This window comes from Nocardiopsis flavescens (assembly GCF_900141985.1).
In the GTDB taxonomy this organism is placed as follows: Bacteria; Actinomycetota; Actinomycetes; order Streptosporangiales; family Streptosporangiaceae; genus Nocardiopsis; species Nocardiopsis flavescens.
On the sequence record NZ_FQZK01000002.1, the window covers coordinates 25854 to 44812 of the forward strand.

17 protein-coding genes and 2 tRNA genes are annotated in these 18959 nt (G+C 72.0%); 16 read left to right on the forward strand and 3 right to left on the reverse strand.

Translation table 11 applies throughout. The features are described from left to right. Positions 1-16: 16 nt before the first annotated feature. Positions 17-799 (forward strand): SanA/YdcF family protein, encoded by a 783-nt coding sequence (locus tag BUE45_RS04590; RefSeq protein ID WP_143173271.1) that lies wholly within the window; start codon positions 17-19, stop codon positions 797-799. Positions 800-871: 72 nt separating this feature from the next. Here BUE45_RS04590 and BUE45_RS04595 read toward each other — a convergent pair whose 3' ends face one another. Together BUE45_RS04595 and BUE45_RS04600 are read right to left on the reverse strand one after the other, a co-directional pair. Continuing rightward, a complete protein-coding gene (locus BUE45_RS04595; RefSeq protein ID WP_073375531.1) occupies positions 872-1825 on the reverse strand; it encodes an N-acetylmuramic acid 6-phosphate etherase in 954 nt (317 codons plus the stop codon). A gap of 51 nt (positions 1826-1876) precedes the next feature. Beyond that, positions 1877-2845, reverse strand: coding sequence for a MurR/RpiR family transcriptional regulator (locus BUE45_RS04600; protein ID WP_073375533.1), 969 nt, complete (start codon positions 2843-2845; stop codon positions 1877-1879). Between the two features lie 414 nt (positions 2846-3259). Between BUE45_RS04600 and BUE45_RS04605 the strand changes: the two genes are divergently transcribed. The 5 genes from BUE45_RS04605 (at position 3260) to BUE45_RS04625 (ending at position 5352) form a co-directional block, all read left to right on the forward strand. Further along, complete coding sequence (locus BUE45_RS04605) at positions 3260-3445, forward strand: hypothetical protein (protein ID WP_073375535.1); 186 nt, start codon at positions 3260-3262, stop codon at positions 3443-3445. Between the two features lie 111 nt (positions 3446-3556). Further along, positions 3557-3629, forward strand: a tRNA-Lys gene (locus BUE45_RS04610). A gap of 160 nt (positions 3630-3789) precedes the next feature. After that, positions 3790-3862, forward strand: a tRNA-Lys gene (locus tag BUE45_RS04615). 279 nt (positions 3863-4141) lie between these two features. Beyond that, complete coding sequence (locus tag BUE45_RS04620) at positions 4142-4630, forward strand: septum formation family protein (protein ID WP_073375537.1); 489 nt, start codon at positions 4142-4144, stop codon at positions 4628-4630. A gap of 137 nt (positions 4631-4767) precedes the next feature. Continuing rightward, positions 4768-5352: a septum formation family protein gene (locus BUE45_RS04625; protein WP_073375539.1), complete on the forward strand. Its 585-nt coding sequence runs from the start codon at positions 4768-4770 to the stop codon at positions 5350-5352. A gap of 62 nt (positions 5353-5414) precedes the next feature. Here BUE45_RS04625 and BUE45_RS04630 read toward each other — a convergent pair whose 3' ends face one another. Next, positions 5415-7046: an alpha/beta fold hydrolase gene (locus BUE45_RS04630; RefSeq protein WP_245832802.1), complete on the reverse strand. Its 1632-nt coding sequence runs from the start codon at positions 7044-7046 to the stop codon at positions 5415-5417. 400 nt (positions 7047-7446) lie between these two features. On the opposite strand from BUE45_RS04630, the gene BUE45_RS04635 reads away from it, so the two are divergent. The 10 genes from BUE45_RS04635 to BUE45_RS04680 all read left to right on the forward strand — a co-directional run bounded on the left by BUE45_RS04635 (position 7447) and on the right by BUE45_RS04680 (position 18955). After that, positions 7447-8538: an ABC transporter permease gene (locus BUE45_RS04635; protein ID WP_073375541.1), complete on the forward strand. Its 1092-nt coding sequence runs from the start codon at positions 7447-7449 to the stop codon at positions 8536-8538. Between the two features lie 6 nt (positions 8539-8544). Next, entirely contained in the window at positions 8545-9426 is an 882-nt protein-coding gene (locus BUE45_RS04640) for an ABC transporter permease (protein ID WP_073375544.1), read from the forward strand. Next, positions 9423-10496, forward strand: a complete 1074-nt coding sequence (locus BUE45_RS04645; RefSeq protein ID WP_178378456.1) for an ABC transporter ATP-binding protein — start codon at positions 9423-9425, stop codon at positions 10494-10496. Before BUE45_RS04640 ends, BUE45_RS04645 begins: the two co-directional genes overlap by 4 nt. Then, positions 10489-11526 (forward strand): ABC transporter ATP-binding protein, encoded by a 1038-nt coding sequence (locus BUE45_RS04650; protein WP_073375546.1) that lies wholly within the window; start codon positions 10489-10491, stop codon positions 11524-11526. The genes BUE45_RS04645 and BUE45_RS04650 overlap by 8 nt, the downstream gene beginning before the upstream one ends. Positions 11527-11530: 4 nt before the next feature. Next, entirely contained in the window at positions 11531-11719 is a 189-nt protein-coding gene (locus tag BUE45_RS04655) for a hypothetical protein (protein ID WP_073375548.1), read from the forward strand. Next, positions 11716-13524, forward strand: coding sequence for an ABC transporter substrate-binding protein (locus BUE45_RS04660; protein ID WP_073375550.1), 1809 nt, complete (start codon positions 11716-11718; stop codon positions 13522-13524). Before BUE45_RS04655 ends, BUE45_RS04660 begins: the two co-directional genes overlap by 4 nt. 247 nt (positions 13525-13771) lie before the next feature. After that, on the forward strand, positions 13772-15007 hold the full coding sequence (gene ccrA, locus BUE45_RS04665) for a crotonyl-CoA carboxylase/reductase (RefSeq protein ID WP_073375552.1): 1236 nt from the start codon (positions 13772-13774) through the stop codon (positions 15005-15007). A gap of 522 nt (positions 15008-15529) precedes the next feature. Beyond that, entirely contained in the window at positions 15530-18040 is a 2511-nt protein-coding gene (locus BUE45_RS04670; RefSeq protein WP_245832804.1) for an ATP-binding protein, read from the forward strand. 83 nt (positions 18041-18123) lie between these two features. After that, a complete protein-coding gene (locus BUE45_RS04675) occupies positions 18124-18549 on the forward strand; it encodes a roadblock/LC7 domain-containing protein (protein WP_073375556.1) in 426 nt (141 codons plus the stop codon). 46 nt (positions 18550-18595) lie between these two features. Beyond that, on the forward strand, positions 18596-18955 hold the full coding sequence (locus BUE45_RS04680; RefSeq protein WP_073375558.1) for a DUF742 domain-containing protein: 360 nt from the start codon (positions 18596-18598) through the stop codon (positions 18953-18955). Positions 18956-18959: the final 4 nt, after the last annotated feature.

The window sequence follows — 18959 nt, forward strand, 5'->3', positions numbered from 1 at the left end:
ACGCGGGTGCCGGCGGATGCGCGCGGTGCGGAACCCCGGGGCGCCCCCGCTCGTCTCCCCGGATGTGACGACCTCCGAAGAAGCCTCCGCCGAGAGCCCCGACGGGACCGCGCCGGAGCGCCCCCGGCGCCGCCGCCGCGGGCCCCTGCTGCTCCTCCTGCTCGCCCTCGCCCTGGTGGCGGCGTTCGCCCCGTTCGCGTGGGTGGTCGCCGGCACCGCCGAGCACCGCCACGCCACCGCCGCCGACGCGCCCGAGCGACCCGTCGCCCTGGTCCTGGGCGCCGGGGTGCGCGACGACGGCCGGCCCACCCGCCTGCTGGCGCGGAGACTGGAACTGGCCGCCGACCTGTACTTCACGGACAGGGTCGAGGTGGTGCTGGTGAGCGGCGACAACAGCGTGGAGCACTACAACGAGACCGACACCATGCGCGACCACCTCGTGGCCGCCGGAGTCCCCGCCGAGCGGATCGTCGGCGACTACGCCGGGTTCTCCACCTGGGAGTCGTGCGTGCGCGCCCGCGAGGTGTTCGGGGTGAGCGGGGCGACGGTGGTCACCCAGGACTTCCACCTGCCCCGCGCGGTGAGCCTGTGCCGGGCGGCGGGCATCGACGCGGTCGGCGTCGCCGACGCCGCCGGGGAGGAACGGGCCTTCTCCACCCGGTACGGCTGGGTGCGCGAGGTGCCCGCGGCCGTGGCCGCCCTGGGCACCGCGCTCACCCGCCCCGACCCCACCTTCCTGGGCCGCTACGAGACCGCCGTCGACGACGCCCTGGCCGCCGCCCGCGAGGACGGGGACTGAGGGGCCGCCCGCGGCGCGCCCCGGGCGCGGGCCCCGGTGGGGCCTACGGCGTCCCGGGGCCCGCGCCGCCGCTCAGGAGAGCGCCGCCAGGGCGTCGCGGACCCGCCCGCGGGCGTCGGCCAGCGCGGCCCCGGCCTCGGCGGCGCCCACCCCCGCCAGCAGCGACACCAGGGCCGTGCGGGTGTCGCCGCCGGCCGCGGTCAGCGCCCGCGCGCAGGCCTCCTCGTCGGCGTCGGCGGCCTCGGCCAGGATGGTGACGACCCTGCCGCGCAGCTTCCCGTTGGTGGCGTCCACGCCCACCATGAGGTTGGAGTACGTGAGCCCCATCCGCACCATGACGGCGGTGGAGAAGGCGTTCAGCGCCAGCTTCTGGGCGGTCCCCGCCTTCATCCGGGTCGACCCGGCGATCACCTCGGCGCCGGTGTCCATGCCCACGTGCACGTCCACCCGGTCCGCCAGCGGGGCCCCGGGGTTGGCGCTGATGAGCACGGTGGCGGCGGACCGCTCCCGCGCCGCCTCCAGCGCGCCGCCCACGTACGGGGTGCGCCCGCTGGCGGCCAGGCCGACCGCCAGCGAGCCGGGGGTGATCCCCGCGGCGTCCGCGCGGCCCGACTCCCAGTCGTCCTCGATGCCCTCGACGGCGCGGATCAGCGCCGTGCCGCCGCCCGCGTGGTGGGCCCTCACCCACTCGGGGGGCACCCCGTAGGTGGGCGGCAGCTCCGCGGCGTCCTGGGAGGCGATGCGCCCGGAGGTGCCCGCGCCGAAGTAGTGGATGGCCGCCCCGCCCTCCAGGGCGGCCACCCCCAGCTCGACGGCCCGCGCCAGGTCCGGCAGGGCGGCCTCCACCGCGGCGGGAACGGTGGCGTCCTCGGCGTTGATCCTGCGCAGCACCTCCAGGGCGGACACCCGGTCGATGTCCAGGGTGCGCGGGTTGCGCGCCTCCGTGGGGGCGCGCACGATCACCGCCTCGCCCGTGGGCCGGTCCCCGCCGTCGTGCTCCACAGCGCTCTCCTGTTCGGTCCGCACCCGCTGCCGTTCCTTCCCGTCCGGGCCCCGGCCCGCCGCCGGGGGACCGGGTCAGTCGTCGTTGGTCTTGTCGTCGGGACGTCCCCGGCGACGTTTGCGGTCGTCGTTGATGCGCAGCCCCCGCACCGCGTCGGCGGTGGTCTCCAGGGCCGTCCTGCTGTCGGCGTAGCGGCTCTGGGCCAGCCCCACGAACAGGCAGTCCACCACGGTCAGCTGGGCCAGCCTGCTGGCGGTCGCCCCGGACCGGAAGGTGGTCTCCCGGGCCGCGGTGGTCAGCACGTGGTCGGCGAACCCGATGGGGGAGCGCGGGAAGTTGGTGATGGCCACGGTCCGGGCGCCCCGGCGCCCCGCCTCGGTGAGCGCCTGCACGGTGTCGATCGTGGCACCGCTGTGGGAGATGCCGATGGCCACGTCGCGCCCGTCCAGCAGGGCCGCGCTGGTGAGCATCACGTGTGCGTCGGACCAGGCGAACGAGGTGAGCCCGATCCGGTGCAGCTTCTGCTGGAGGTCGGCGCCGACGAACGCGCTGGCCCCCACGCCGTAGACGTCGATTCGGCGGGCAGCCGCCATCGTGTCGATGACGGTGCGGAGCACGTCGACGTCTAGGGCCGCCCCGGTCTCCTCGACCGCGCGGGCGTCGGTGTAGGCGATCTTCTGGACCACCGTCACCAGGGTGTCGTCGGGGTTGATGTCGCCGTCGGGCTCGGGGCCGCCGGTGGTCCGGGCCCCGCGGGCCTGCCCGGCCTCGGTGGCCAGGGCCAGGCGCAGCTCCCGGTACCCGCTGAAGTCGATGGTCCGGCAGAAGCGGATGACGGTGGCCTCGGAGGTGGCGCAGTCCTTGGCGAGCTGTGTGATGGAGGAGGCCGCGGCCCTCTCAGGGTCGTCGATGATGCGCTGGGCGACCCGGCGTTCGGCCGGTGCCAGCGAGGGCAGCAGCGAACGGATACGGAGCACGGTGGTGGGGACCTGTGGAATCCCCGATTCCACGCGGCCTTCCGTGGGCTTCGGAATGTGCGCCATGGAGGAAAGTTTCTTTCGGTCTTGGTGCAGAGTCAACGCGCGGAAGGGAAAAAGCGGGAGATTCCAGGATTCCAAGCGGTCGGCTCCGCGGCAAGTGCCGGCGGTCGCGGGCCCCGTGTCCGCCCTCTGAGGTGGGAGGAGGCGCCGGGGTCGGGTGCGGCGCGGGCGGGGGCTTCGCGGGCGGACCCGGCACACGGTCCGTGCGCGGTGTCACCGCGTGCTCGCGCGCCGGGCCCGGGAGGGCCGTCGCGGCCGCGGGGAAGTACCGGTCGCTCGGGCCCGCCGGTGATGAGTCTGGCCGCGGCCTCTTACGTTCGCCTTTCACCGGGGTGAACGGTGGTGGGGTCTTGTCATATCGACCGAATTCGTTGGCAACGGTGCGGTCGGGTCACACGAGTCGCTAGTGTCGACCCTATGACACAGAACAACGATCCCAATGTGGACCCCGCCGGGGCCACACAGCACTTCCAGCGCTTCGTCGACGACAACCCCGAGCCGGAGGCGCCCGAGCGCCGCCCGGTCCTGCCGATCGTCCTCGCGGGCGTCGGCGTGGTCGCGGCCGTCGCGGTCGTCGTCGCGCTGGTCCTGGCCTTCTCCTGACCCGCCCCGACGACCGGACAAACGGTTCGCGACCACTCCGCGAGTCCTGCTAGAGTTAACGACGTCGCAGAGGGGTACGGCCCACGGGGCCGGTCCCCTCGGAAACGACGGGCGTCATTAGCTCAATTGGCAGAGCAGCTGACTCTTAATCAGCGGGTTCGGGGTTCGAGTCCCTGATGACGCACGGCGAACGGCCCCGGTGGAAGGCTCGGCCCTCCACTGGGGCCGGTCACGTCGGAGGCCTTTCGGGTGGTCCGGATCACGGGCCGAGCGGTGCGACGTCGCCCGGCGGGTCCGGTAGGATCGACGAGGTCGCAGCGCGGTACACGGCGCGCGACGAACGGGCGTCATTAGCTCAATTGGCAGAGCAGCTGACTCTTAATCAGCGGGTTCGGGGTTCGAGTCCCTGATGACGCACACTGCGGGAGGGCCCCCGGTCACGGACCGGGGGCCTTCCGCGTCCCCGGGGTCCCGGACCCCGCTCCGGGGGGCACGGGAAATGTCGTGGCCCCGTGCTGTGCTGTACCGCATCCCCTGCGGGCCCGAAGAAAACGGTCCGAGCACCCTCGCACCGGGCTCCCCGTTTTCCGGGCGTACCTCACAAATGGATTGACACCGGCCCTCACCTGGTGAAATGTTGTCTCGCCGCCGTTTCGGGCCGGTTCTTCCCCTGATATCACCTTCCGGAGTATCCCCATGTCCCCTTCCCCCTTCCGTGCCCTCGCCCTGTCCGCAGCTGCCTGCGGCGCCGCCGTGTCCCTCACCGGCTGCGGCGCGCTGACCGGCCTGCTGGGCGCCGCCGCCGGCCAGGACGACGTCTTCCAGCTGGAGGTCGGCGACTGCTTCACCGGTACCGAGATGGAGGCCTCCCTCAGCGGTGAGGAGGTCAGCGAAGTGCCGACCGTGGACTGCGCCGAGGAGCACGACTCGGAGGTCTACCACATCGAGGTCCTGCCCGAGGGCGACTACCCGGGCGCCGAGTCGTTGAACACCTCCGCCGAGGAGGTCTGCCAGACCAAGTTCGAGGAGTTCGTCGGCATCTCCTACGCCGAGTCGGAGATCTACCTCAGCTACCTCACCCCGATCGAAGAGGGCTGGAACAGCTTCGACGACCGCGAGATCGTCTGCTACCTCGTCACCGACGGCGAGACGGTCACCGGCAGCCTCGCCGGCGCCGCCCGCTAGGCCCCGCCCGGTCCGCTCAAGAGGGGCGGACCGGGATTTTTACGGTCCGACCGGGAACCACGCCCGCCCGTGGCGCATCTGGATAGATGTCGCCGGGTCCGTCGGCGGCACCTGAAAAGAACCCCTGTGGAGTTGCCATGTTGTCGGAATTGCGCCGTTCGCCCTACGGGCGCCTCGTGCTCGGCCCCGTGGTCGTCGGTGCGGCCCTGTCGCTGACGGCGTGCAGCCCCGAGATGCTGCTGCCCCCCGCGCTGCGCCCGGGCGCCGAGGTGGCCCCGTCCCCCGATGTGGTCGAGACGCCCGCGCAGACCCCCGAGGAGACCCCTGTCGAGTCCCCCGTCCCGATGGACCCCGAGGACACCGACGTCTTCGACATCTTCCTCGGGGACTGCCTGACCGAGTTCGGTGAGAACGAGGACGAGATCTCCTCGGTGCCCAAGATCGACTGCGCGGAGCCGCACGTCTACGAGGTCTACCACGTGGAGAACATCGACGAGTCGGGCGACTACCCCGGCCAGGACTCCGTGTCCACGTCGTCCCAGGAGCTGTGCGAGGCGGAGTTCGAGAACTTCGTCGGCGTCGACTACTACTCCTCCGCGCTGTACATCCTGCCCCTCTTCCCGACCGCGGCCGGCTGGGACGCGGGCGACCGCGAGGTCCTCTGCCTCATCTACGAGCCGGACACCGACACCAGCGGGACCCTGGCCGGCAGCAACCGCTAGGACGCCTCCCGCCGCGACGGCCCGCACCGCCCACCGGCGGTGCGGGCCGTTCCCGTGCGGGGTCAGCCGATCCGCGCGCCCACGGGCGGGAGCGGGTCCCCGCGCCCGTCCACGAACCCGGCGACGGCCTCGCCGACCGCGCTCCGCGCCTGTGCGGAGGGGGCGGCGTCCCGCGGCCGGGGGATCCCCGCGCAGGTCGCGTCCCCGGGGGCCGCTCCGTCCACCAGGTAGGCGTCCACGGCCGCGGTCGCGCAGTCGTGGCCGGAGAACCCGTAGAACCCGTGGCCGCCCTCGTCGGTGATGGTGAGCAGCGGGTTGTCCAGCCGCTCGGCCATGAGCGGCCCGCCCTCGTAGACGGTGTTGGCGTCGTACTCCGCCGCGATCACCAGGCCGGGCGCGTAGCCGTCGCGCTCCAGCTCCACCAGCGGCTCCGCCGGGGCCCGCGAGGCGAACGAGCAGGGCTGCGGGGAGTCCCAGAACGCCCCGACGCCGTACGGGTGGTGCTCGCGCGCCTCCCGCATGTCCGCGTAGTAGCCCGACGGGCGCGAGGGCCACTCGGCCTCGCAGAGCACCGCCATGAGCAGGGATTCGTTGGAGAGCTCCACCTCCGGGTCGGGGAACTCGGGGGCCTCGAACTCCGGGAAGGGCCTCCCGTCGACGAAGTACCCGAGTTCGAGGGAGACCAGGTCCCAGATGCCCTGGTTCCGGGACATCATGCCGACGTACATGTCGAAGTCGTCCGCGGTGAAGGGCGTGCCCTCGGGCAGCCCGGGCACGTCGTACCGGGGCTCCTCCTCCAGCCGGGCGCGGGTCTCCTCGACGGTGGCCAGCACCTCCTCCGGGGTGGACCCCAAGCCGTAGGAGCCGTGGCGTTCGGCGACCCACTCCGTGTACCGGTCCACGTTGGCCGTGTAGCCCTCCTTCTGGGTGCGGAAGAGGTCCCGCCACATGCCGTCGGGCAGGACGGCGGAGTCCAGGACGCTGCGGTCCAGCCGCTCGGGGAACAGGCTCCCGTAGACCGCTCCCAGGTAGGTCCCGTAGGACGCCCCGTAGTAGGAGATCCGCTCCTCGCCCAGCGCGGCGCGGACCACGTCCATGTCCCGCGCGGTGTTCGCCGTGGTCATGTGCGGGATGAGGTCGCCGTGGGCCCGCTCGCAGGACCGCTGGACGGCGATGGCCGTCCGGGTGACGGCCGAGAACTCGCCGTCGTCGGGGCGCGGGGGCGGCAGGGGCAGGTCCGCGCCGCAGTCGAGGTAGGGGGTGGAGGCGCCGCCGCCGCGCGGGTCCATCCCGATGACGTCGTACACCTCGGCGACGCGCTGGGCGCCCAGCCCGTAGTCGATCCCGAGGTCGGGCCGGGGTTCGATGGCCATGTAGCGGCCCGCCCCTCCGGGGCCGCCGGGGTTGGTCAGGAGGATGCCGCGCCGCCGCCCGGGATCGGTGGCGGTGTGCCGGCTGATCGCGACCGAGGCCCGCTCGCCTCCGGGGTCCCCGTAGTCCAGGGGCACCTCGATCCAGGCGCACTCCAGTCCTTCGAGGAGCCTCTCCTCGCAGGGGGCCCAGGCGACCTCCTGACCGTGGAAGGCGGACAGGGGGTCGGCGGGCTCGGCGGCGGCGGGGGCGGTGGCCGCGAGAGAGAGGGTCAGGGCGGACACGAGGGCGCCCGCGACGATCGGTACGTGTGCTCTGCGCACGGGGGGTCCTTCGCTGCTCCGGCCCGGGCCGCGGGGGCGGCGCCGGGGAGTCCTGTATCGGCCCGATAACCGTATGTTCATCCGTTTCGAGAGGGACACCCACGAAAGTCAGGTAGGGCGGCTTTGGCGCGATCCGGCCATATAAGTGAACGGAGCTATGTGGCGGTATGTACTTTTAGTGACATTTGCCATGCCGATCGCGTCGCGCCAAGGACGCCGTTTGGTCACGAAGGTGGCGGGCGCCACATTCATCGGGTTACTTTGTCGTTCTATTAGGAAAGTTTCCTAATAGAAAGGATCGGTGCCCGCCGCCGGTCCCCGACCGCGCCCCGACCGCGCCCAGCCCCCGCCCCCGACCCCGCCCCCTCCGACCGCCCTCCTCCCCGCTCGAAGGAGACCCGTGGCCACCGAAATCGCGGCATCGCCCCCGCCGCCGGACACCGGGACCGCGGCGCCGTCCCGCGACGGCGCCCCCCTCCCCCCGCACCTGCGCGTCTGGCGCCACTACGCCCTGGTCAAGGTCCGCAAGGCCCTCGTCGTCGTCTTCGTGGTTGCCAACGTGACCTTCTTCCTCGGCCGCGCCATGCCCGGCGACCCGATCGACGTCATGGCCGGACGCCTCACCCAGGGCGGGATGAGCCTGGAGGAGGCGCGGATCATCGCGGCGAACTCCCTCGCCTACGACCCCGGTGCCCCCCTGTGGCAGCAGTGGTGGGACTTCATCGTCGGCCTGGCCACCTTCGACATGGGCATGACCATCAACCGGCCCGGGTTCACCGTCGCCGACTCCATCGCCGCCTACCTGCCCTGGACCCTGTTCAGCATCGGCGTCGGCACCGTCATCGCCGTCACCCTGGGCCTGGGCCTGGGCATGGCGATGGCCTACCGCCGCAACCGCGTCCTCGACCACGTCCTCAGCGTCGTCGCCTCGGTCCTGGGGGCGATCCCCAACTACCTCATCGCGATGCTCCTGGTCGTCGGCGGCGGGATGTACCTCAGTTGGTTCGACCCCATCGCGCTGCGCGGCACGCTCAGCCCGGGGGTCGAGGCCGGGTTCAACGCCGAGTTCCTCGGCGACGCCCTGTACCACGCCGGACTGCCGATCTTCACCTACGTGCTGGCCATCATCGGCACCTGGATGCTCATCATGAAGGCCTCCACCACCGAGGTCCTGAGCGAGGACTACGTGACCGTCGCCCGGGCCCGGGGCCTGCGCGACCGCCGCATCGCGGTCTCCTACGTGGGCCGCAACGCCATCCTGCCGCTGGTCGCGCAGATCGCCATCAGCTTCGGGACCCTCGTCGGCGGCGCGATCTTCGTCGAGCAGGTCCTGGTCTACAAGGGTGTCGGCGGCCTGCTGCTGGACGCGGTCAACTACCGCGACTACCCGCTCCTCCAGGGCCTCCTCGTCGTCCTCACCACCTGTGTGGTGGCGGCCAACCTCGTCGCCGACCTGCTCTACAGCAGGCTCGACCCGCGTATCCGGAAGTAGGGGACCATGACAGTCAGCACCGTTTCCCCGGGGGCGACCGGGGTCTGGGGCGCCATCTGGCACGGGATCACCCGCAGCACCAGCGGGTTCATCGGCCTGTGCATCGTCGCGGGCGTCCTCCTCTTCGCCTTCGCCGGGCCACTCTTCATCGACACCCGCAACCCCACCGACGTCACCAAGATCTGGGGACCGGCCACGTCCGAGCACTGGCTCGGCACCAACCACGAGGGCAAGGACACCTTCGTCCAGCTGGTCCTGGGCGGACGCGAGCCGATCTGGGTCGGTATCGTCGCCGCGCTGATCACCGTGGCCATCGCCGTCGCCCTGGGCGGGATCGCCGGATACGCGCGGGGCCGGATCGACCACTTCCTGCTCCAGCTCACCGACATCACGATGACCATCCCGTTCATCGTCCTGATGCTGGTGGTGGCCTCCTTCTACCGCACCGCCTCGCCGATGGTCGTCGCCTTCATCATCGGCCTGGTCACCTGGCCCTACCTCATGCGCTCCATCCGGGCCCAGGTGCTCACCCTGCGCGAGCGCGAGTTCGTCGAGGCCGCCCGGCTCCAGGACCTGGGCACCGCGCGCATCCTCTTCACCGAGGTGCTGCCCAACATGGCCGGCTACATCTTCATCAACTTCATCATCGCGATCACCAACGCGATCTACGCCGTCGTCGGCATGTACCTGCTGGGCCTGCTGCCCAGCACCGCGGCCAACTGGGGCCTGATGATCCAGCAGGCCTGGGACAACAACGCCTTCCTGGTCCCCAGCGCGGTGCCGTTCCTGGTCGCCCCGATGACGATGATCATGCTCTTCCAGATCGGCCTGGTCACCATGACGCGCTCCCTGGAGCAGGCCCTCAACCCACGACTCCGGGACAGGTGAGCCGCGTGACCGACCCCCGTACCGAACCCTCCGCGGACCCGGGCCCCCTGCTCTCCGTCCGCGGCGTCGACATCGCCTACCGCACCGGCCGCCGCTCCCGTGTCACCGCCGTGCACGGCGTCTCCTTCGACCTCCACCCCGGCCAGTCCATGGCCCTGGTGGGGGAGTCCGGCTGCGGCAAGACCACCCTGGGCCTGGGCCTGCTGCGGCTGCTGCCGCGCAACGGCCTCGTCCCGGCCGGGGAGATCCTCTTCCGCCGCAAGGACGGGAGCACCGCCGACATCCGCTCCCTGGGCGCGGAGGAACTGCGCCGGTTCCGCTGGAGCGAGGCCGCCATGGTCTTCCAGGGCGCCATGAACGCCTTCAACCCGGTGCTGCGGATCGAGGACCACTTCCTCGACACCTTCCGCGCCCACGAGACCGGCCGCCCCCGCCGCCGCGCCGAGATCCGCGAGGAGTCCGCCCACCTGCTGGAGATGGTCCGCCTGGACCCGGCCCGGGTCCTGGACGCCCACCCCCACGAACTCTCCGGCGGCATGCGCCAGCGCGCCCTCATCGCCCTGGCCCTGGCGTTGGGCCCGCAGCTGCTCATCCTGGACGAGCCCACCACGGCCCTGGACCTGCTCACCCAGCGCGCCATCGTCGAGCGCCTGTCCGAACTGCGCGAGGAACTGCGCTTCTCGATGGTCTTCATCACCCACGACCTCGGCCTGGCCGCGGAACTCGCCGACCGGGTCGGGACGATGTACGCGGGCCGCCTCATCGAGACCGGCACCACACGCGACATCTTCTACCGGCCGCGCCACCCCTACACCGCCGCGCTCATCGACTCCGTGCCGCCGGTCAGCGGCGGCCTGGTCGTCCCCGAGTCCCTGCCCGGCGGCCCGCCCGGGCTGGCCTCCCTGCCCCCGGGCTGCTCCTTCGCGCCCCGCTGCAGGCACGCCCGGCAGGTGTGCGGAGAGCGGCGCCCGGAGCTGGAGGTCCTGCACACCCGCGGCGACGGCCTCAGCCACGCCGCCGCCTGCCTGCGTTCCCGTGAACTCGCCGCCGAGGGGGCCACCCGTGATTGACCGCTCCGCACCCGCGCCCGCCCCGGCCCTCCCACCGGACGCCCCCGGGCCCGACCCCGCCCCCGTCCTGAGCCTGAACGGCGTGCACCAGGTGTTCCCCGGCGCGCGCGGCGACGTTCCGGCCGTGGCCGGGGTCGACCTGGAGATCCGCCCGGGCACGGCGCTGTGCCTGGTGGGGGAGTCCGGCTGCGGCAAGACCACCACCGCCCGGATGGCCGCCGGGCTGGCCGAGCCCACCTCGGGGTCGGTGCTGTTCCGCGGCCGGGACATCGCCGCCATGGACCGGAAGGAGCGCTCGGTGTTCCGGCGCGCGGTCCAGTACATCCACCAGGACCCCTACGCCTCCCTCAACCCGGTCCGCACCGTCTACTCCACGGTCTCGGCCGGACTGCGCCGCCACCGCATGGTCGCCGACGGCCGGGAGGCGCGCCGGGTCACCGCCGGGCTCCTGGAGCGGGTCGACCTCACCCCGGCCGGGGACTTCCTCGACAAGTACCCGCACCAGATGTCCGGCGGCCAGCGCCAGCGGGTCGCCATCGCCCGGGCCCTGGCGATGAACCCCGAGGTGATCATCGCCGACGAGTCCACCTCCATGCTCGACGTCTCCATCCGGGTCAGCCTGCTCAACACCCTGGGGCGCCTGCGCGACGAGCTGGGCGTCGGCTTCCTGTTCATCACCCACGACCTGGCGGTGGCCAAGTACTTCGCCTGGGAGGGCGAGATCGCCGTCATGTACCTGGGCAAGGTCGTCGAGCACGGCCGCACGCCCCGGGTGGTCAACGACCCCGCGCACCCCTACACGCGCGCGCTCGTCTCGGCCGTCTGCGAGCCCGATCCCGACCTGGCCCGGACCAAGGAGCGCGTCCGGCTGCGCAGCGCGGACATCCCCGACCTGACCGACCTGCCCCCCGGCTGCGACTTCCACCCGCGCTGCCCCCTCTACGCCCCGGGCGCGTGCGACACCCTGCGCCCGCCGCTGGTGCGCGGCCACGACCGGCTGCTCGCCTGCCACGTGGTCGGCCGGGGGTGAGCGGATGCTCCTCATCGGCCGCTTCGGGCTCCTCACCGGGGCCTTCCTCGCCCTGACCGCCGGCCTCACCGCCCTGCTGAACCCCCCCGGCACAGCCGAGTTCGTGATCAGCGCCGTCACCGTCGTGATCGGCCTGGCCGTGCTCTCCCTCGGACTGCTCGCCGTCCTCATCGAAAGGAAGCACCGGGAATGACCACCACCCCCCGCACCCCCCTCCTCCGCGACCTGGACCGCAGGCGCCTGCTCAAGGCCGTCGGCTTCGGCGCGGTCGGCGTCGCGGGCGCCAACGTCCTGGCGGCCTGCGCCGGCGGCGACAACGCCGCCGACGCCGACGCCGGCCGCTTCACCGGCGTCTACGACTTCGACATCGACGCCCAGACCCGCAACGTGGCCGTGGAGGACGGCGCGCTGCTCATGAACTCCGTGTACGCGGACCTGTTCCTGCCCTCGGGAGCGTTCTACAACTGGGAGACCCACGAGTGGGACTACCTGCTCGTGGAGAACGCGGCCTGGGAGGGCGACGACCTCATCGTCAGCCTGCGCCCCGGCCTGAAGTGGAGCGACGGTACCGGCCTCGACGCCGACGACCTGCTCCAGAACTTCGCCATCCGGGTCCTGGAGGCGCCGTCCTGGTCCATCGGGTTCCCGCAGATCACCGAACTGGAGAAAGTGGACGGCCTCGGAGTCCGGGCCCGCTTCGACAACCCCTTCCCCGGCATCGAGCTCCAGGTCGTCAAGCACCGCATCTTCTCCAAGTCCACCTACGGCGACTTCGGCGAGCGCGCCGTCGCGATGGTCGCCGACGGGATCCGCCAGGGCGACGAGGGACACACGGAGTTCAACTCCGAGTTCATCGCCTTCAACCCCGACGAGATCGTCTGCAGCGGCCCGTACAGGTTCGACCCCGCCCAGATCGCCGACGCGCGCATCACCCTGGTCCGCAACGAGGAGGGGTACCAGGGCACCGAGGTCGGCTTCGACGAGGTCGTCATCCACAAGGGGGACAACCGGCAGGCCTCCCTGCTCATCCAGCAGGGCGAGATCGACTACTCCACACTGGCCACCTCGGCCGCCGACCAGCAGGCGTTCGAGGGCGTGGAGGGCCTGCGCTCGGTCGAGCACCCCGGCTACGACGGCTGCGGCCTGATGTTCAACTACCAGAGGAAGCCGGAGCTGAAGGACGTGCGCGTCCGCAAGGCGCTGGCCCACCTGCTGGACGGCGACCAGATCGGCCGGGTCGCGCGCGGCGAGGCCTACAGCGGCGTCGAGTACTACGCGGGCCTGGTGGACCTCCAGGCCGAACAGGTCTTCACCGCCCAGGAGCTGGCGGAGTTCGAGACCTACGACCTGGACCACGACCGGGCGGCCGAGCTGCTGGAGGAGGCCGGGTGGACCAAGCAGGACGGCACCTGGCGGCTGCCCGACGGCACGGAGGCGGGTTTCGAGGTCATCGGCGTCGTCGGCTGGGGCGACTTCGAGCTCACCGCCACCCAGGTCGAGGAGGCCTGGAACGACTTCGGCATCAGGACCACGGCCTCCAACGTCCCCGCGGACAACCCGTGGGGCATCTGGTCGGCAGGCGACTTCGAGGTCGCCGTCCGCCACTGGGGCAACCCCGAGATCCCGTCCTACTGGGGCGCCTTCCAGATGAACTTCCTGGTGGAGAACGCGCGCACCGGCGAGACCCCGGGACAGGCCTTCGACCTGGTGGTCGACAGCCCCAGCCAGGGCGAGGTGGACCTGGAGGCGCTGGTGGAGGTCGCCAAGACCGCGCCCACCGAGGAGGAGCAGACCGAGGCGCTCAAGACGATGGCGATCGTCTTCAACGAGCTGCTGCCGCGCATCCCGATCTGGACATACAAATACCTCGCCCCCGCGCTGGAGGGCGTCCGGGTGGCCGGGTTCGACGACGACCACCCGGCGGCGCAGAACCAGATCTACATGGACAACCACGTCATGCTGTCCCTCATCCAGGGTGACCTGAGGCCGGTGGAGTAGCGGGGTCGCCGGAGGCGGGAGTGGCCTCCGGGGCACCCGGGGCGGACCCCTCACCGGGTCCGCCCCGTTTCGGTTCACACGGAACACCGGGACCAAAGTCCCGACGTTGGTCACGAAAGGGGCCTGGAGCCCGAAGGCGCGTATTTCGGGGATACTCTCGGTGGGCGCCGAGGGCTCGCCGCCCCGCGCCGGCGCCGCCGCTCCGGTTCCGCATCCCTGGTCCCGAATGTGGAAGGCCTCCCCCGCCATGCCCAGAGAGCTCAAGGACCTCTACGACCTCGGCGAGCTCCCGCCGCAGGGGCACGTGCCGGCCCGCATGCACGCCATGGCCATCCGCCCCGAGCGCTACGGGGAGCCCCGCGGGGCCTTCGCCCGCGAGATCGTCCCGGTGCCCCGCGTCGGACCCGGCCGCGTCCTCGTCTACACGATGACCGCGGGCATCAACTACAACAACGTGTGGGCCTCGCTGGGCAGGCCGGCCGACGTCGTCGCCCTGCGCCGCAAGGCCGGGGAGGCCGAGGACTACCACGTCGGCGGCTCCGACGGCGCCGGCATCGTCTGGGCGGTGGGACCGGGGGTGCGCGGGGTGGAGGTGGGAGACCACGTCATCCTCTCCCCGGGGGACTGGGACGAGCGCGCGGACGACATCCGCACCGGCCGGGACCCGGCCGCCTCGCAGAGCATGCGGGCCTGGGGCTACGAGTCCAACCACGGTTCCTTCGGCCAGTTCTGCCTGGTGCGGGACGTGCAGTGCCACCCCAAGCCGCCGGACATGTCCTGGGAGGTCGCCGGGGGCTTCCTGGCGACCGCGGCCACGGCCCACCGCCAGCTTTTCGGCTGGCACCCCCACACCGTCCGCCCCGGAGACCCGGTCCTCGTCTGGGGCGGGGCGGGGGGCCTGGGCGCCTTCGCGGTCCAACTGGTCCGCAACGCCGGCGGCCGTGCCGTGGCGGTGGTCTCCAGCGAGGAGAGGGCGCGGGTGTGCCGCGAACTGGGGGCCGCCGGAGTGATCCTGCGCACGGATTTCGACCACTGGGGGAGGATGCCGGACGAGGAGGACCCGGTGGCCCACGCCTCCTGGCTCTCCGGGGTGCGCGCCTTCGGGCGCCGTTTCTGGGAGGTCCTGGGGGAGCGGCGCAACCCCCGGATCGTCTTCGAGCACAGCGGCGCCGACACCCTGCCCACCTCCCTCTACCTCTGCGACAACGAGGGGATGGTCGTGACCTGCGGCGCGACCTCGGGGTACCGCTCCGAGATCGACCTGCGCTTCCTGTGGATGCGCCTCAAGAGGCTCCAGGGGTCCCACTTCGCCTCGACCGCGGACTGCCGCGCCGTGATCGGCCTGGTACAGGGCGGACTGCTGGACCCGTGCGTGACCTCGGTGGTGGGGTTCGACAGGATAGGGGAGGCCCATCAGGAGGTGTATGAGAATGTTCAGCCCTGGGGGAACCGTGTGGCTCTCGTCAATGCCGCGGGTACGTGAACCCGGGCCCTGCGGGGCCTGTGTTTCGTGGGGACACTGGCCGGAAAGCGACTATGGTCCCAAGGTGGGCAAATCACAATAAATCCAAGCAACTTTTCGTTTCCCGAGGACGGTCCGATCCCTGGTCGGCGCTGGTCATAGGGGGCGTTCGGGATCCTTTTTCGGTGCTTCTCTGATTCTTCTGCCAACCGGGTCCACCTTTGTTAGTCTGGCGAACCGAACGACGATTACCGGTGGAAGTGCAGGAATTGTGCGGGCCGTGGGTGCTTGTCTCCGGAATGGGGCGCCATCCCCGCCCCGCCCGTGCGGGGCCGGACCGCCCACCCGAGGCGAGGAGACGACACAGTGGCAGAGGCGCCGCCGCCGGCAGACGGCTCCGTTCCCCGATCCCCCGCGGACGGGGCGAAGGCGTCGACGGAGGAGGAGCCCGCAGTCAGGCGTGAGGGGCGTTTCCGTAGGGCCATCTATCGTATGGTTCGTATCCAGGAAACCCGCTCCATGGAGACCGAGCAAGGAAATCCCGTGCATCAGCCCGTGCATCCGCACTCGCAGGAACCCGGCCGCCCCGCGGACCGGGACGGCGGTCGGCACACCGCCTCCCCCGTGAACGGGGAGACGACGGCGGGCGGAGGCGAGAGCGCCCCCGCGGACGTCCCCTCGGTGGAACGGCCCGTCGGCCCCTTCTCCGGCTCCGCCGAGAACGGTTACCGGCCGACCCTCCGTACCGGTGCCCCCAATCCCTACACCACGGTCCGACGCGTCGAGGTCGACGAGGTCGCCCCCGACGCCACCCCCGTCGGTCAATGGCGCGGCGCCGGCCTCGACGAGCCCGAGCCGCGCAGCACGCCCGAAGTCACCGCTCCGACAGAGCACACCGCGTCCGAGGAGGAGGCCCCGGTGCACCAGACCCCGCCCGCGTCCGAGGAACCGGCACCGCCCCCCGGCGGTGGAGCGCCGGAGCCCCCCCAGACGGAGCGATTCGAGGCCCCTGTGTCACACACCCCGACATCCGCAACGCCGGAGTCCCCGCTGCCCGAGCCCGCGCGCGGCGACCGCCGCGGCCGCCTTCCGGAGGGAGCCCCCTCCTACCGCGACCAGCGCCCGCCGGCCGACCCGGCGTCCGCCGACGGACGCCACCGCCAGGAGGCCTGGCGCGCCCAGCGGGCCGAGGCCGACCGGGCCGACCGGGCCGACCGGTACGAGGCCTCCGCGCAGCGCCGGGGGCCCTACGACAACGGGTACGCCGACCGGGGCCCCGCGCCCGAGTACGGCCGGCGCTCCGACGGGCACCGCTACGACGTCCCGCGCCGCGACCCCGCCCCCCGGGAGGACCACTACCGGGACCCGTACCCGCCGCGCGACCCGCGGGCGGACCACCGCGACCCCTACGCCGACCGCGGCCACCCGGGCGCCTACGGCCAGGACCCGCGCGCCCCGATGCCGGAGGACTACCGGACGCCGCCGCCCGCGCCGCCGCGGGCCGACTACCCCTACCCGCAGCCGCAGCCGCCGATGGCCTACCCGTACCCCGTGTACCCGGCACCAATGCCGCAGCCGATGCCCTACCCCAACGTCTACCCGGCGCCCTTCCAGCCGCCCGGCTACGTGGTGCAGGGCCAGCCGGTGTTTTACCCGGGCCAGGCGAACCCCTACGGCCAGCCGGTCCAGCACGTCATCGTGTTCACCGCCGGACAGCCCCCGCAGGTCGTCGCGGCGGACGCCGCCGCCACCCTGTTCGCGGAGCAGGCGTCGGCCACCGAGGTCCGCGAGGACGGCAAGGCGCTGACCCGGGCCGAGCCGCAGGAGGAGGCGCCCGCCGCGGAGGAGGACGCCGCCGAGGCGGAGACCGTCGCCGAGGCCGAGGCCGCCCCGGCGCCCGAGGCGGTCGCGGCTCCGGCCGAGCCGGAGGCGGCGCCCCCGCCGGCCCCGATCGTCCCGCCGGTGCGCGAGGACGGCAAGGGCCTGCTCAACGAGGCGCTCGCGGGCCTGGCCATGCGCGACCTCTCCCTCGTCGACGCCCTGCTGGAGATGGTCGAGGAGCTGGAGTCCGACGCACAGGACCCCGACCTGCTCGACAAGCTCTTCCAGATCGACAACTTCGCGACCCGGATGCGGCGCAACGGGGAGAACTTCCTGGTGCTCACCGGACACGACGGCGGCGAGTCCGACGCCCACGACGAGATCGTCCCGCTGCTCGACGTGGCCCGCGCCGCGGTCTCCGAGATCAAGGACTACCCCAGGGTCAAGCTGGGCAAGCTCCCGCAGACGTCCATCACCGGTATGGCCGCCGACGACATCAGCCACCTGCTGGCCGAGCTGCTGGACAACGCCACCGCCAACTCGCCCGAGCACTCCCAGGTGGTCATCAGCGGCCAGAGCCTGGACGACGGGAACCTCATGATCGTCGTCGAGGACGAGGGCGTGGGCATCCCCGACAAGCAGCTGGTGGAGCTCAACGAGCGGCTCTCCGGCGAGCCGCTGCTCGACGAGGAGGCGCCCCGGCACATGGGCCTCTACGTGGCCAGCCGGATCGCCAAGAAGCACGGCCTGGCGGCCAAGCTCGAATCCCGCGCCTTCCGCGGGGTGAGCGCCTACGTGATCGTCCCCAAGGAGCTGTTGCGTGTGGCCACGCCGCGGACCCCGGGGCAGACGCGCACGTCCACGGTCCCGACCTCCTCGGTCCCCGCCGCCGCCGTGCGCCCGGCCCCCGCCCCCCCGGCCACCGCGCCGGCCAACGGCTCCCCCCAGGCCGGCTCGACCGCTCCGGGCAAGGGCACCTCCTCGGTGACCTCCGCCGGGCTCCCCCGGCGCAGTGCCACCCCGCACGGCTCCCCGCTGCGCATGATGCCGCGCCCCGACTCCAAAGGGTCCTCCTCGTCGCGCACGGACACGCCCCCCAAGCTCACCGGAGAGGCCCGGGCCGAACAGATCCGGGACGAACTGGGAGACTTCCTCGAAGGCGAGCGCGCCGCCCTCGAGGGCGAGGAACTGGACGGCTCCACGGACGACACGGGCGGGAAGGCCGAGGAATGAGCGGCCGAGCCCCCGGTGTGCGCACCCCGGTGCGCGCGCAGATCCCCCGAACCCCTAAGACACTCGGCCGAGGCAGGTAGAGCATGACTGAACCCGTGAACGACAGTGTTGAGAACTTCTCGTGGCTCATCGACCGGTTCGTGCGCGACGTGCGCGGTGTCGAGCACGCCGTCGTGGTCTCCTCCGACGGCCTGGTCCTCACCCACTCCAGCGACTTCCCGGAGGAGCACGCCGAGCAGCTCGCCGCCATCGCCAGCGGCCTGCACAGCCTGGCCGTGGGCGGGGCGAGCCTGTTCCAGCGCGGGGAGTGCGAGCAGCTGCTCGTGCGCTTCAACCACGGACACCTGTTCATCATGGCGATCAGCGACGGCTCCTGCATGGCGGTGCTGACCGCTCCCGGGACCGAGTTGAAGATCGTGGGCTTCCAGATGGCCAAGCTCGTCGAGAACGTCGCCCACGTGCTCACGCCGCAGCTGCGCTCGCAGCTGCGCGAAGTCATCCAGAACTGACGACGGTGACCCGTTACGGTTCGGCAGGAATGAGGTTGCCACGTCAATGAGCTTCCGCAGGCGAAGGAGTAACCGCGTTCGCCCGTTCACCTTCACCGGTGGGCGGACGCGGTCACGGCATCCGCTGATGGTGCAGACCCTGGTCTCGACTTCCGAGCCCGGGCAGGAGCCCCCTGGCACCCTCATGCCGGAGTCGATCAGTATTTACAAGCTGTGCCGGGAGACCCGGTCGTTGGCCGAGATCTCGGCCGAATTGAACATCCCCCTGGGTGTCACCCAGGTTCTGGTCAGCGACCTGGCCGAACAGGACCTGGTGTACATCCACCCGACCATCACCGGCAGCAGTCCATCGGAAAACCAGGTTCTGGAGAGGGCTCTTCGTGGTCTCGAACGACTTTTCCAGTGACAAG